Genomic DNA, 14,986 nt, shown 5'->3' with positions numbered 1-14,986 from the left:
TACATATGTGTAACAACGGAAAAATTATGAGTTGGATCTAAGAGCTAAAACAGCTCTTCTTTTTTTGTAGAGAAAACATAAAGTAAGAAGTATTAGCAACAGAAAGAGGTTATAAAATTGAAAGACCAATTAATACACATGCGAGACAAGTTAAACAACATAAATAAGAGGAATCGGTCTGTGAGGCTGTTGAAGCTTTACAATAAGTGGAGCTTCGATTTGACGGAGCTTGATAAGTTGGATGAGAAAGAGGAAAAGGTCAGTAGTAAGTTAGTGGAGAAAATCGTGAAGCAATCAAAGTCAGAGCTTACGATTCTTAAGCCTTCCATGGACAATGATGATTCTATGATGCTTTCTAAGAAGCTAACGGATCTATCGAGAAATATGAAGGGTATTGAAGAGGAAAAAGGGATTCATGATCTTTATTTGGGCTTCCCATTTTTGTCGGGAACGCTGCAGGATGGTACGTTCTTTCAAGCTCCGTTATTCTTATATCCTGTGAGACTGGAGCGGAATAATGTGAATAGCCAGAAGTGGCTGCTTCGTTTGGATGAGGGGGAGCCTCAGATTAACCGGACGTTATTTTTGGCTTTTAAGAAATACAATAACCTAACCTTTACGGACGATTTCTTTGAAAAAGCGTCTGAGTTAGCTACTACTCTCGATTATGAGGGCTGGTTGAGTTTTCTTAAAGAATACGATTTGAATATTTCGTTCTCACCAAAAGGAATTACGAAGTTAGCTCAATATAAAACTGAGGACATTCCTGAGGTTTCCAATTTAGCCCTTACTGAAAACGCCATTGTTGGACATTTCCCTCAAGGCAGTACAGCTTTGGTAAAGGATTACGATTTGCTGATTGAAAAATCGGAAGAGGGGAACGGTTTATCTCTTGCAGGTGAACTGATTAACCCTGAGGCTAATCAATTTGAAGAAGGGGATGAGGATGATAGAGAAGACATCGAAGAGCTGGATAACGATATCTCAATCTTAAATCTTCTGCAGGCGGATGGTTCTCAAGAGGAGATTTTAAAAGAAGCCAGATACAGAAAAGGCCTGGTCGTTCATGGCCCTCCTGGAACGGGTAAATCCCAGGTCATCGTAAATCTAATCACCGATGCTCTTCAGAGGCAGAAGAAAATCATGGTGGTCTGTGAAAAACGTGCTGCCCTGGATGTCGTTTATCAACGGCTGGACGGTCTTGATCTAAGTAATCATGTAGCGTTGGTTCATGATGAAAAGCAGGATCGAAAGAAACTATATGCGAAGTTATCATCTGTGCTTGAGCAGAATGAAATTACCTTTGAAGAAGCGATCAGTACATTGAAGTCTACTTCTTCAAAGCTCCAGAGCCAGGAAGATCTACTCAATGGAATCGCTAAAGCTTTATATGAAAGGCAGGCCTTTGGACTGCGCTTATACGACTTATATGGTCTGGCAAACTCCGTTGAGGAAACGACTCAAATGATCGATTTAAACGGAGTCATGCCAATCTTGAATAGAGAGAAGTTAGATGATTTTTCAGAAAAGATCTACACCTATGCTGAATGGTATGAACGATTTGGGAGCGATGACTACCAACTCAAGGAGCGTAAAAGCTTCGCCAACATGGATATGAAAGAAAAGCTCCGTGCCATTGAACTATTAGATGGGGTGATGGCGAAAGCGAAAAATTCTGTTAGTTATCTTGAAACGCTGGATCATGAAAAAATCACTCCAGCCTACACGTGGATGATCGAGAACAAATTAGACAAAGTTTATCCGGATTTAGATGATCAAAACAAACGAACCCTTCAAGGGTTACGCCTGTGGTGGTGGACATCCTTCTACGGCAAGTCCATTATTGAAGAGCTATTGGACGGGGAGAAATTTAAAGGAACGAATTCGACAGAATGGTTGAAGATCAAACAAGCCCTAATTACGATGCATAAGTTAGGAGCAGAAACGAAAGCCATGTCGGATGAAATAGAGAAGCTGCGTAAGTACTTGAAAGATGAAAAAATCGATGCCTTTAAAACGAGAATTTCTGAGGGAGATATTCCATTAAAAGAAATAGATGAAATCGTGGAGTATTTTCATCGAGATTTTGAAGAACTTCAGCAGATGGATAACTACTGGATGAGATGCGACACAGAAGTTCAGGAAGTAATCAAGAAACTCCAAAACAAAGAAAATCTCTCTGACATGTCCTTATCTGACTTCTGGGTGGACTTATTTAGAAACTCTGCCTATGTTCATTGGATTGATGACACAGAAAAGAAATATCCTGACGTTCAAAAGATTTCAACCAATGAATTTGGGAGAATCAGAGAATCGTTTTCAGCTCTCATTGAACAGAGAAGAGCAGTAGCTACCCAATTTCTCATTCATACCCTTACGAAAAATGTGGACTTTGCACAATCGACTCATCCAAGGAAAGTGAAGGAACTGAAACATCAAGTCGGGAAGAAACGGATGATTTGGTCTCTAAGAAAACTGGTGAACGAATTTGCCGCGAATGGACTTGTGGATATTTTGCCGGTCTGGTTAGCGTCCCCAGAGATTGTGTCATCCATTTTCCCTTTAGAAGAAGGACTTTTTGACTTAGTCATATTTGATGAAGCGTCTCAGTGTACAGTCGAGCATGGCATTCCATCTGTGTATCGTGCCAAACAGCTCGTTGTGGCAGGAGATGAAAAGCAGTTGCCTCCAATGACGACTTTCCAAGGAAGCGTCCAGAACGATGATGAGGAAGAAGTAGAGTACGAGACGGATGAATCCGTCAGCCTATTGAATTTGGCAAAAAGAAGATTTCCGGAAAAGATTCTACAGTGGCACTACCGTTCTAAATATGAAGAATTGATCAATTTCTCCAATCATGCCTTCTATAACGGTCATGTCCAAATCGCACCGAATGTCATTCCATTTAAGAACCCGCCTGCTATCCAGTGGAAAAAGGTAGACGGCAGATGGATCAATCAATCCAATGAAGTGGAAGCGATAGAAGATGTGGCGATATTGAAGGATCTCCTGATCAACGAACCGGGTAAATCCGTCGGAATTATCACTTTTAATGCCAAGCAGCAAACGAAGATCATGGACATCATTGACAAAACTGCAGGGGAAGACGAAGAATTTAATGCGGCCTATCAGCAAGTCATGTCACAGGAACTGGACGAAAGAGTGTTTGTGAAGAACATTGAAAACGTCCAGGGGGATGAAAGGGATATTATCCTCTTCTCGATCGGCTATGCGAAAAACGAAGAAGGCAAGATCTACAATCGCTTTGGCTCATTAAATCAAAAAGGCGGAGAAAACAGATTAAATGTCGCCATTACGAGGGCAAAGGAAGGCATCATCGTCGTTTCCAGCATCGAGCCGGAAGAACTCAATGTGGCCAACGCCGCTGAAATGGGACCAAAACTGTTTAAATCGTATCTAAAATATGCGAAAGCAGTGGCGAACTCCCAATTAGAACACATAGATGCCGTCATCCATGAAATAAACGAAAACGTAAATACTCATGTGAAATCGCAAGAGCTTCACTTTGACTCACCATTTGAAGAACAAGTCTATAAACAACTTCGCAATCTCGGCTATGAAGTCACCACCCAAGTCGGCATGTCCGGCTACCGAATCGACATGGCCATCGTCCATCCGAACGATTCATCCCGATACATCCTGGGTGTCGAATGCGATGGAGCCATGTATCACAGTTCCCAGAATGCGAAGGAACGTGATGTATACCGTCAGAAGTTCCTTGAAAGCAGAGGCTGGACCATTGAGCGGATTTGGAGCCGGAATTGGTGGAAGAGTCCTGGGAGTGAGATTGAGCGGATTCATGAGCGGGTGAAGGAATTGGTGAAGAGTGAGGAAGTTAGGGGGAAGGTGAAGGTTAGGTAATTACTTGGGGGGGATTTTAGAAGGGGTCAAAAATTACTTACTGATGCCTTTCTTTCTTATTTAATGCTGAAACAATCCACCAGGACATCTTGGACTCGGTAGGGCTGGATTTCACCGTTTATACGAAAAAGAAGAGGGATCCGAAATTCAGGGAGAAAATCCTAAGGGCATACGGGTATAGTTGTGCCATTTGGGGTTTTAATGTAAGACTTGCCCACACACTTGTCGGAGTAGAAGCAGCCCATATCAAATGGCACCAAGCCGGTGGTCCGGATACTGAAGAAAACGGAATAGCTTTGTGTTCTTTGCACCATAAGCTATTTGATAGGGGAGTGTTCACGTTGACACCCGAGCGAAAGATGGTGGTGTCTCAGGATGCACATGGGACACATGGGTTTGAGGAGTGGCTGTTAAGGTATAATGGGCAGACGGTTAGGGAGCCTATTCAGTCTTATTACTATCCGGCCCAGTCTTTTATGGATTGGCATGTTAGGGAAGTTTTTAAAGGTCTACAATATGGAATGTAAATTAACTAGTAAAGTAGAATGGATCATTAATCCGGATAACAAAAGCATGAGTAAAATACTGAACTTCCAGATCTAAAATTGACGCCTCACATATCAAGAGTGCAACCCAAAAAGGTAAGCACGGATAGATGAGTGCTTTCTCGTGTGATACAGGCTTGGTAGGCTTGCTCATGGAAAGTTACTCTAACCGCTTTTATTTCTTGATATACCACGGATGTTTATAAATTTGGTCATGACAATGACATGGCATTTTACATGTAGCCTGTTAAAGTAATAAACATGTTAACATAAAAATTTGATTTGAATCGGCTTAAATATAATTAAATTGTATTATCTGTTTCTTTATCTAATGTAGGTGTATAACTACATGATAAACCTGGGGAGGATGTATTTTTTTGGAGAAATCAATAAAGTTTAGTCTAATTAAAGATGCGCGCTTAGAATATGAAACACTCAATTCAGAAGATAGTGAAGAAATTGTAAACCATATAATTGAAGACTATCCTGAAGTGCACTGGGTAATAGCCTTTCTCGACTGCTTGTTTCTCAGGCATTTAGCCAGGCATCGGTCATCTTGCCGTTTGAATCACACTAGCCACCGTATTTCTTGAATGACCTTTACTCGCACTGATCGTACGCTGAATCACCCCCTCCAAATGAAGGGTTAGAATGTTATGACAATTAATAACAAAAACTCTCCCTATAAAAGATTTTTCATACGGTAACGCATGCTTCTCAATTATACAGGGAGGTATTTATATACCACAAGTGGCTAAATACTTCGCACTTAGTGGCTTTCTCTACCGCGTTAGGTGGCTCAAAACTATGCACTAATGGCTCATTCTGTCTGCAATAGTCAAAACTAAATTCTAATTAAAAATTCTGGAATGACTGTCTACTAGAGCTTATTCAGATTGCACAAGTACAAAATGCCTACATATTGCTAAGTTTTAATGAAAAGACAGCTGCCTAAATGGAGCTGTCTTTTCGTTGTAACTTATCTAGATTTTTTAATAAAGTAGATGCTATACCTTTTGCTAATAAAGGGGGTACAGCATTCCCTACTTGCTGGTATTGTTCATCTTTCCGTCCATAAAACTTAAAAGAATCTTGGAAAGATTGTAGCCGTGCAGCTTCCCTAACGCTCAGCGCTCTTGCCTTTCTTGGATGCTGCCACATTGACTTCCGAACATTTACAACAGTGGGTGAGGGTTCGTCGTAATTTAACCTCAGGTATACAGTATTTTGAGTTCTAGAAGCGTCGCTATAACTAGATTTCAGCTCATCGGAAAGGCTATGGAAATTCTTTCCGTTGGTCATTCTTATCTCTTCGAACCTTCTTTGGATAAGAGGTGTACTATTAGTATTTATGTGGTTGTGTAATATATCAGTATGATTCAATTTTTCTCTATAGTATCTTACCAAAGGAGATCTTATTTGATTGAATGAATAGACTTCCGCATTGTATTCTGACAAATCCTTTTGAGGTTCAATATCTTCTAAATCTAAAATCGCATCTTTAACAGTGTATTTGCCGGAAGGTAATTCATCGGGCAAATCTAATTCTAAATTTCTATTTTTAATTCCCATCAAAATAAATCTTTTTCTTTTTTGTGGAACGCCGTATTTAGAAGAGTCTAAAACTTTGTATTTTACCGAATAGCCATAATGATTAAAAACTTTTTCAAGATAATCTACCAAGTTGTAGGAGTACACTTTTGCTTTAGCTGCAAAGAACTCGTTTTCCTGTAAAATATCTAATTTTAAACAATCTATATCTTCCTCTTTTAGTTCCTGACAACGAGTTAGAAATCGATTATATTCATTAAATTTAATTAAAGGTGTTATTAAGTCATTTGATGTAATAGACTCTTTCAATAGTTGAGACAAAAATTGCTTAATATCTATTAACAAATCAACTAATATAGGATTCTGAGTAGGATACTTTGAGATTAGACTCAGTGTTTCTTCAATTTCACCTATCTCTTTTTTGTTTTTAAGCTCTATTCGTTTACTCTTTAAAAATCTGCGTTGAAGAGTCCTTAACCTTATTAATAAATCAGTTTGGCTTATAATTGGTAGTGGAACATCAGAAAGAGCATAAATTTCTGCAAAAAATTCTTTTGTTAGATTATTTGTTTTAAGCAATTCGATGGTATCTGTTTGATAAATAGGATCCTCTTCAGTGGATATTGAGTTCAAATGCGAAATGGAACTATAGTCACCTTTTGCTGCGTGTTTACTTTTAGTCACAAAAAACTTGTGAGTTGAGGATTGCATAGTTTTAACGTTTTCCAATACAAAAGCTACTGGCTTTATCTCATCAATAGCTCTGACAAATTCTTTTACCAACTGGTTGTTACCTGAAATTAAATAATTTTTTTGTCGGTTAGCATTAGAAAAGCCTTGACATGGAGGTCCACCAACCACAACTGTAGAACCAGAGTCTAATTGAAGATCTTCTTTCACCTGCTTAAATCTAATTTTAGTTATATCACTTTTACCGTCTTTATCTCGCAGAATTATTTCTTGGTTATTTCCATGATTCTTAATATATGTCTTTTGAGCTGCGTCATTTATTTCAATGGCTCCAGCCACCTTAAAACTTCCGGTTTGTTCAAAACCATTACTTAACCCTCCAGCCCCTGCAAATAAGTCCAATAAGTTATATATTTTCTTTTTCATTAATAATCACTTCCCACAAATGTTTCTTATATAAGCAGCATAGTCTAAAAGTGGTAATAGAGCAACTATTTATTATAAAACTGGAAGGGGTGTGGTGTCTAGTGTAAGATCAAGTTTAAATTCTTTTAGGCTTGTGGGTGGACTTATCTGAATAGATTTATGAGTGTTTTTCTTTCGCATGACCTATAAAGGAGATAACCTTATCTATGGTAGAGCCATAATCCTTTTTAAATTCATGCTCCCAAATTCGCAAAAGCTCCCAATCATTTTCAAGGTAATATTTGTTTATTTCCTTATCCCTTTCCTGGTTCCTCTTTAATTTTTTCAACCAATACTCCTGATTTGATTTCGGCATATTCCCATGCGAAGGACAGACATGCCAAAAGCACGAGTCGATAAATATAACTACTTTATACTTCTTAATTGCAATGTCGGGCTTTCCAGGCAGAGATTTTACATTCTTGCGAAATCGAATTCCTTTTTTCCATAACTCACGTGAAACCCTGTTTTCTAACTTGGATTGTGACCTAATAGCTTTCATGTTTTTGGTTCTTTGTTCTTTGGTTAGGTTGTCTGTCATAATTATCATTTCCTTTTTTACATATATCTAAATTTTCCCCCGGAAAAAACAGGGAGAAACTATAATTAGTTTGAAAAATGAAAAAAAGATATGTATATACCTTCAATTATGTGTGCCTTTCTGAATAGGTGCTATTCTAAAACGAATTTGAGAAGGTCAATCTCAGACGTATGAATTTAAGTGCCTAGCTGTACTTAAGTGTTAAACCTGCTAGAATAATATATATGGAATCCAATTGGAAATAGGTGAACTATATGAATGAAGTAACAACACAACCATCGGCTGCTCCTGTAATTCAGGCATTAAGAAGTATTGGATACAACTCTCAGACAGCTATAGCTGATTTAATAGACAATAGTATTGATGCAAAAGCACTTAATATTAGCCTTGAATTTTCATATAACGAAGGTAACGGCTCTATTAAAATTATAGATAATGGTAATGGTATGGATGATAATGAACTACAAACAGCAATGACCATTGGATCTAAAGACCCAAGAGATAAACGTGAGCGTGATGAATTAGGTAGATTTGGAATGGGGTTAAAAACTGCTGCTTTTTCTTTAGGAAAGAGATTAACTGTTGTTAGCAAAAAAGACTCTAAGATTTCTGTCAGGTGTTGGGATTTGGACTATGTTAGTGAAAAGAATGAATGGTTGCTATATACATCAATTCCAGAAGATATTTCATTGGGATTTGACGAAATACAGGGCGATAACGGTACTGTAGTGCTTATAGATAAACTAGATAGATTCTGCGGTTATGGGACTAAAAATATAGTAAAGTCAATTAGTTTCTATAGCAAGGTAAACCGCATCCGGAAGTACCTAGAGTTGGTTTTTCACGTTTTATTAGAAAGAGAAATTTTAATGGAGATTAACGGTAATCAACTGCTAACATGGAACCCATTCTTAGAAGGGAACCCTAGGTGTTATGAAGGAGAGGTTCAATATCTTCAATTAAATGGAAAAAGGGTGGTGGTTACTCCTTACGTACTTCCACATCCATCAACTTTTAATAAGAAAGAGCATAAAGAGGCTGGTGGAATAAAAGGATGGAGAGATCACCAAGGTTTTTACATTTATAGAGAGGAAAGATTGGTTTCATATGGAGATTGGTTTGGTTTGTTTCCCAAAGATGCAATCTCAGAACTAGTAAGGATAAAAGTAGATTTTGCTAATGAAGCCGATGAAGAGTGGAGGCTAGACGTTAAGAAGTCAACTGTCACCATACCAGAAGACATTAAGGAAGCATTAGCAGCAATAGCGAAATACTATAGACGACTCTCTCAAGAAATTATGCTGTATAGAACTCGAGCATCACGAACAGGTGAAAAAGTTAAAGGTTCTTTAAACACGTGGGAATTACAATCTGATGAAAATATTAGTAATTACGTGCTTAACAGGAACCACCCTGTATTGATGCATATTTTGAAAGAGTTAGATGATGGAGTAAAACGGAAATTAAATCTCTATCTTAAGTTAATTGAGTTAGGATCACCCAACAATCTATTGAAGACGGAATCAATGGTTAAACAGGAGAGGCAAACGGTCGATGAAAGTCAGAGGAAAACAATTATTGAATATGCAGAAATACTTATGAACTCCGGAATGGACGCAAGCCTGGATCAAATCTCCGAGTCCATTTCATTAATGAGCGGATTTGAGAGTATAGAGATTCATACTATAAAAGATATTCTACAGAAAGAAGTTGATACTAGTGTCAAATTTTGATAGAGATAGCTATATGATTATGATTGATGATTTTTACTCAATCTACAAAAACTTTGGTATGCAAGATCCATTAAATCTAGCGATCAGGGAAACAGAAAAAAATCTCACTAATAAATTTGGACAAATAGGTGAAGATTTTAAGGAAAGTTTGGCCTTGGAAGCTTACGCAAAGTACGGTTCTTTTAATGTAGAAAAGCCTGGTGTGTTAAAAGGGCCAGGATCATTTAATTGGAGAGGGGACTCTAGGGGATATTCATATTTCTGGCCGAGATATGAAAAGTATCTTCTAAATGAGAAGAACTGGGATGTTAATACGGTTAGTTCTATAGATATTTCTACTAATGAGATACTAGATTGTATAGGTAATCCAAAAGTAAAAGAGGACTTTGATAATAGGGGTTTAGTATTGGGGTATGTCCAATCGGGTAAGACTGCTAATTTTACTGGGCTTATCAATAAAGCTTTTGATGTTGGTTATAAACTAATAATCGTATTAGCAGGAATGCACAACGACTTAAGGACTCAAACCCAGCTCCGTCTAGAAAAAGAGGTTGTAGGGACCATAGATCCTATCACAAATGAAAGGCAAGGGGTAGCTAAGTTAAAAACTGGTGGTACTCAAATAGAAACATGGACCACACCACAAGAGGATATCTCAACAGCAAATGCCATTGGGATTAGGAACTTAGAGAAGCCTATATTGGCAATTGTAAAGAAACATAAGGATGTTCTTCCAAACCTTATTGATTTGATTAGGAATAGTATTAAAATGTCAGATGTTAATCCGCCAACATTAATCATTGATGATGAAGCTGATCAAGCTAGTGTTGATACAGGTAATAAAACCAAACCAAGCACAATAAACAAGCAGATTAGAGAGCTATTAAGTTTATTCGATAAAAAGGCATATGTGGGGTATACTGCTACGCCGTTCGCGAATTTATTAATTGACGCTGAGGCGAACCACAAAGATGTTGGAATAGACTTATACCCAAAAGACTTTGCAATCTCTCTGCCTAAACCTAAAGCCTATTGTGGCCCAGACGAGTTTTTTAACACATCAGGATATATGGAAGATAATAAGCCAATGTATATTAGATATCTTAGTGAAACAGATATTAGATTACTAGATGATATAAAAAGTAAAGATGATACAGATTTATTTAAACAAGTTCCACCAACTATGGAGGATGCTGTTCTTTCTTTTCTATTAACAATTGCTATTAGAAATCTGAGAGGGCAGAATAACGAACATAATTCTATGCTTATACACACTAGTAGGTTCACGGATATCCAGAACTCCATGTGCAGCGTTATTGAAAAGTTTTATAAAAAATTATCTAATGAAGTACTTTACGATTCGGATAGTAAGTATATAGATAAATTAAGAAATTTATATGAAGAAGATATTATTCCAGTTCAATCATTTAATGAATTCTCTGAAGAAAACCCAAAAGTATATTCTTGGGTTGAAGTCTTTAAAGAAGTTCGAAAGGTTATTGGTAAGGTGGAGGTCATGGAAATAAACGGTGAAAGTGATGATGCACTAGAATATGAAAAGCATAAAGAAAATGGATTAAATGTAATTGTAATTGGCGGGAACAAGCTATCAAGAGGATTAACCTTAGATGGATTATCTATTTCATATTACTACCGAAACAGTGCTATGTATGATTCGCTAATGCAGATGGGAAGATGGTTTGGGTATCGTAAAGGTTATATGGATCTGTGTCGTATTTATACAAGTAAAGAGCTGGCAGACAACTTTGAACACCTAGCGAGTGTGATGAGCGATCTAAGAGAAGAATTCAAAAAATATGATGAGTTAGATGTTACTCCGGAAGAGTATGCTGCTAAAATGAAAGATCACCAGAGCATGAGTGTTACTAGTCCAAATAAAATGAGGGCTGCGGAAAAAACTCCAAATTACTCAAACAGTCTTCAACAAACTCGTATTTTTGATAAGGATAAGGCTTTCTATGATAGGAACATGGAGGCAGCTCTTAATTTACTCAATAATATTGATGATCAATTTAAGATAAAAGAAGGTTCTACTCGTTACCATATAGCTAAACAAATACCAAGTACAACTATTATTGAATTTTTGTCTAATTATCAAACTAGTAAAACTGCTTCAAAGGTAAATAGTAAGAAGATAGCTAATTATATAGCTGAGTTAAACGATAAAGGAAAGTTGAATAAATTTAATGTAGTTGTTGTCGATGTCACACCTAGTACTTTGAAAACAGCACAAGTAAAGATAAAGAATATAAAAAAGTGGAAAGTCAATTTAGGTCCCATATCAATTGAGAGTGCTGTATTAAGAAGTATCGACAGAGACAAAGGAAAAGCTAATAAACTAGTAGATCTAGGCGCAATTGTTGCTTCTAATCAAGAGTTTGTTGATATTGAAGGCAATTCTAATAACAAAACTGAAAATAGAGAACTGCGGAACAAAGAGAACCCCGTTCTTATGATATATCCATTGCATCCAGATGTGGAACCATTTAAGAAGTTAAATATTAACTTCAGTGAGAATCTAGTACCAATAGGAATAGCTCTATCTTTCCCAGATATTGAATTAGAACCTTCAAGATCAGGTGATAGAACTCAAACTAAAAATGGGTACGTTCATAATCGAACAGTTGGAAGGAACAAATAATATGATAAATATATCAAATAGTTTTAACACACTAGTGGAACGAGCGTCAAATGAAGAAAGTAAAGATGTATACCAGCTAGAGCCAATCTACTTTCAAAAGCCCTACCTGTTAATAGGGTTAGATTTATTAAATAATCAAAAGCGATTATATATAGATATCACTAATGAGAATTGGAATTCTGAACAACTAAAAGCATTTCCAATGTGGAGAGGAATCCATATTAATCAAGAGTACTTTGGCAAAATTGGACCATTAAAAGAAAAAAATTTTTTAGTTATATCACAAGAAGTTGATGAAAGTGATGATATATTTGAAAATGTGCTGCAGAATATTGTGGATCACATTTTGGTCGACGAAGAATTACCTTTGTATACCTCGATATATGAAGTGCTAGATAGATGGCATAATTTCTTTAAAAGGAAATGGGATGCAAAACTTTCTGAAGAAGAAGAAGCGGGTTTATATGGAGAATTATATTATATTAACAAATGGATGGAATATTTCCCATCAGATCCTCCGTTAATTATTAATGATTGGAAAGGACCATTAAGGTTCCGTATAGACTTTGTAAGAAAGAAAAGTGGTATAGAGATTAAAACTCTTTCACCAAAGATACGGGATGAAGTCAAGATTTCTAGTGAAAAGCAGTTAGAGCTAAATCCAGTTATTAACGAGTTATTCTTATATGTACTAAAAATTGAGAAGAATGCCACGGTTGGATGCACCTTAGAAAATATAGCAAAAAGCATTGAAGAGAAGCTTATAAAAAAAGCTCCATCACTTGCGGTTAAATTTAGAGAAATACTTCTATTTAATAATATTAAAGTGGAAGAGTATACCAGCAATTATTTTTTTATTCATGAAGAATTAGCCTATGAGGTAAGAGAAAAGTTTCCTAGAATAGAATCGAAACAGCTTCCTAAAGGTGTAAGCAGGATTTCCTATTCCTTAGACTTATCTCATTGTGAGGATTTCATAGTGGATGTGGAAGACATTTTTAAGTTGGATAAAAGGAAGTAGAGAAATGATAGAAGATAAACGAAAGCTGGAGTTTTTACAAGAATTTTTAGACACTGTGGAGCAGAAGGCAAATGTAGTGGGATCAAGACAAACACCTTTTTTGCAAGAGGTTCTACCGTATATCAACATGGATGACGAACCTACACTTACTTTCTATGCTAAACGGGAACTGAAGCTACAAATAAACGGGTACCTTTACTTTGAAGATACCAATGTGCTTAACCTTTATGTTGTTGATTATGAGCCATTATTTATAAACGATTCTATACCGGTAGTTAATATGACGACAATAAAAGAGGTGGCAAATAAAGCGAAAAGATTCTTTACCAACGTAGACTCTATCTTGGAAATAGCGGATAAATCAATGGAATTCCTTGATCTTATTAAGTTAATCAGAAGTAATCGTAATGAGATAGAAGAAGTAAATATATTCGTAGTATCTAGTAAATTTTATCTTACTAATAAACCAATAGATTTATCTATTCCTGGAATAGAAACAGTTAATGTACATGTTTGGGACATGGACAGAATATATAAACTCTCTGAAGCAGAGCAAGGAATAAGAGACTTTGATATTAAATTTGAAGCAGAGTATAATTCAACCATCCAGTTAATGCACGTTCCAAACCCAGAAGGAAATGGTTTAATAGTTTGCTACATTGGTGCGATCCCTGCTACCTTACTAGCAAAACTATATGATGACTGGGGACCAAAATTGGTAGAGAGAAATGTGCGTTCATTTCTACAAGCTCGTGGAGGAACAAACAAAGGTATTCGAGATACTTTAAAAGATCCAGATCAGCGAGAGCTGTTTGTAGCATATAACAATGGTATTTCTAGTGTTGCAAAGTCTGGTGATATTGTTCAAATAGGGGATTCAAACCTTTACGAGATCAAATCATTAACTGGTTGGCAAATTGTCAACGGAGGTCAAACAACAGCATCTATCCATCAAGCATTTAAGAATGACATTGATCTGGATGGAGTATATGTACAAACTAAATTAACCATTTTAAATACAGGTGAGGCAATCGCTGATACACATGTTGATCGTCATGATGTAGAAGATCAACTAATTGCAAAAATTTCTGAATATGCAAATACACAAAACAAAATAAATAAGTCTGATCTTATGGCTAATACAAGGTTTATGTCAGATATTGAAAAGCTATCACGCAATACATGGATACCAACTTTTGATAACCGTAAAGAAGAGTCAAAATGGTATTTTGAACGTGCAAGGGGTCAGTACATGGTTGATATTAGCCGACGTTCAAAAGGAAAAGAACAAACAGCATTTAAAAAGATGTACCCTAAAGAAAAAGTCATTAAAAAAGTAGAGTTGGCCAAATACTTTATGTCATGGGAGGGGCATCCTCACGTTTCTAGTAAAGGTGGAGAGGAAGCTTTTAAGAAGTTCATGGACTTAAACAGTCAGTATTGGAAACAAAGCTTGACTACTAATGAGGATAGTGAAGTCATTAAGCCGATAGAAAATATCAGCAGCAATTTTTACAAGGAACTCATTGCTAGAAGACTAATTAATACCTACGTAGCGAATGTAGTTGATGAAATGAAACTAAAAGGTTACAGGGCGAATGTTATTTATTACACCGTTGCTATGCTTGGCCACCTATACAAGGAGCGTATTTCTCTAATTGATGTATGGGATAAGCAAGGGCTTTCTGAAGAATGGAGAGATGTAGTTAGGATAATAGCTGCTAATGCGTTAAATTATCTAAGGGAGTCAGCAGGCGATCAGAATGTTACTCAGTGGGCTAAAAAGCAGGATTGCTGGTCTGGGTTTATTAAAGAATCGGCTGATGTTTTGAGGGCACTAGTGTAAGTTTAGAGGTATAAAAAACATCTCCTAGGAATTTTAATCAGTTTAGGGAC

7 protein-coding genes and 1 pseudogene are annotated in these 14,986 nt (G+C 36.6%); 6 read left to right on the top strand and 2 right to left on the bottom strand.

All coding sequences use genetic code 11. The features are described from left to right. Nucleotides 1-180: 180 nt before the first annotated feature. Together AC6CIB_RS08485 and AC6CIB_RS08480 are read left to right on the top strand one after the other, a co-directional pair. On the top strand, nucleotides 181-3,882 hold the full coding sequence (locus tag AC6CIB_RS08485; protein ID WP_498279624.1) for a PDDEXK-like endonuclease domain-containing protein: 3,702 nt from the start codon (nucleotides 181-183) through the stop codon (nucleotides 3,880-3,882). Nucleotides 3,883-3,950: 68 nt separating this feature from the next. Next, a pseudogene (locus AC6CIB_RS08480) lies at nucleotides 3,951-4,409 on the top strand (phosphorothioated DNA-binding restriction endonuclease); the annotation flags it as partial. Nucleotides 4,410-5,378: 969 nt separating this feature from the next. On the opposite strand, the gene AC6CIB_RS08475 reads toward AC6CIB_RS08480, so the two are convergent. Continuing rightward, entirely contained in the window at nucleotides 5,379-7,094 is a 1,716-nt protein-coding gene (locus AC6CIB_RS08475) for a DNA cytosine methyltransferase (RefSeq protein ID WP_498279622.1), read from the bottom strand. 157 nt (nucleotides 7,095-7,251) lie between these two features. Beyond that, entirely contained in the window at nucleotides 7,252-7,674 is a 423-nt protein-coding gene (locus AC6CIB_RS08470; protein ID WP_498280531.1) for a very short patch repair endonuclease, read from the bottom strand. 254 nt (nucleotides 7,675-7,928) lie between these two features. Here AC6CIB_RS08470 and AC6CIB_RS08465 point away from each other — a divergent pair, with 254 nt between their 5' ends. The 4 genes from AC6CIB_RS08465 to AC6CIB_RS08450 are packed head-to-tail and all read left to right on the top strand — an operon-like array spanning nucleotide 7,929 to nucleotide 14,936. After that, nucleotides 7,929-9,407 carry an ATP-binding protein gene (locus AC6CIB_RS08465; RefSeq protein WP_498279620.1) on the top strand — a complete coding sequence of 493 codons (1,479 nt, stop codon included), beginning with the start codon at nucleotides 7,929-7,931 and terminating at the stop codon, nucleotides 9,405-9,407. A 13-nt stretch (nucleotides 9,408-9,420) separates the two neighbouring features. Then, a complete protein-coding gene (locus AC6CIB_RS08460; protein WP_498279618.1) occupies nucleotides 9,421-12,069 on the top strand; it encodes a Z1 domain-containing protein in 2,649 nt (882 codons plus the stop codon). Nucleotide 12,070: 1 nt separating this feature from the next. Further along, nucleotides 12,071-13,090: a PD-(D/E)XK motif protein gene (locus AC6CIB_RS08455; protein WP_498279616.1), complete on the top strand. Its 1,020-nt coding sequence runs from the start codon at nucleotides 12,071-12,073 to the stop codon at nucleotides 13,088-13,090. 4 nt (nucleotides 13,091-13,094) lie between these two features. After that, complete coding sequence (locus AC6CIB_RS08450) at nucleotides 13,095-14,936, top strand: AIPR family protein (protein ID WP_498279614.1); 1,842 nt, start codon at nucleotides 13,095-13,097, stop codon at nucleotides 14,934-14,936. Nucleotides 14,937-14,986 lie beyond the last annotated feature (50 nt).

Source organism: Rossellomorea sp. GQ25, from assembly GCF_059758515.1.
Note: the sequence above shows the minus strand (reverse complement) of the source record. Positions and strands in the feature narration are given on the sequence as shown.

What these genes read in the sequence shown, in the direction of transcription:
- AC6CIB_RS08475 (WP_498279622.1), bottom strand. Translation starts at nt 7,094, where the DNA reads ATGAAAAAGAAAATATATAACTTATTGGACTTATTTGCAGGGGCTGGA.
- AC6CIB_RS08470 (WP_498280531.1), bottom strand. Translation starts at nt 7,674, where the DNA reads ATGACAGACAACCTAACCAAAGAACAAAGAACCAAAAACATGAAAGCT.
- AC6CIB_RS08465 (WP_498279620.1), top strand. Translation starts at nt 7,929, where the DNA reads ATGAATGAAGTAACAACACAACCATCGGCTGCTCCTGTAATTCAGGCA.
- AC6CIB_RS08460 (WP_498279618.1), top strand. Translation starts at nt 9,421, where the DNA reads ATGATTATGATTGATGATTTTTACTCAATCTACAAAAACTTTGGTATG.
- AC6CIB_RS08455 (WP_498279616.1), top strand. Translation starts at nt 12,071, where the DNA reads ATGATAAATATATCAAATAGTTTTAACACACTAGTGGAACGAGCGTCA.
- AC6CIB_RS08450 (WP_498279614.1), top strand. Translation starts at nt 13,095, where the DNA reads ATGATAGAAGATAAACGAAAGCTGGAGTTTTTACAAGAATTTTTAGAC.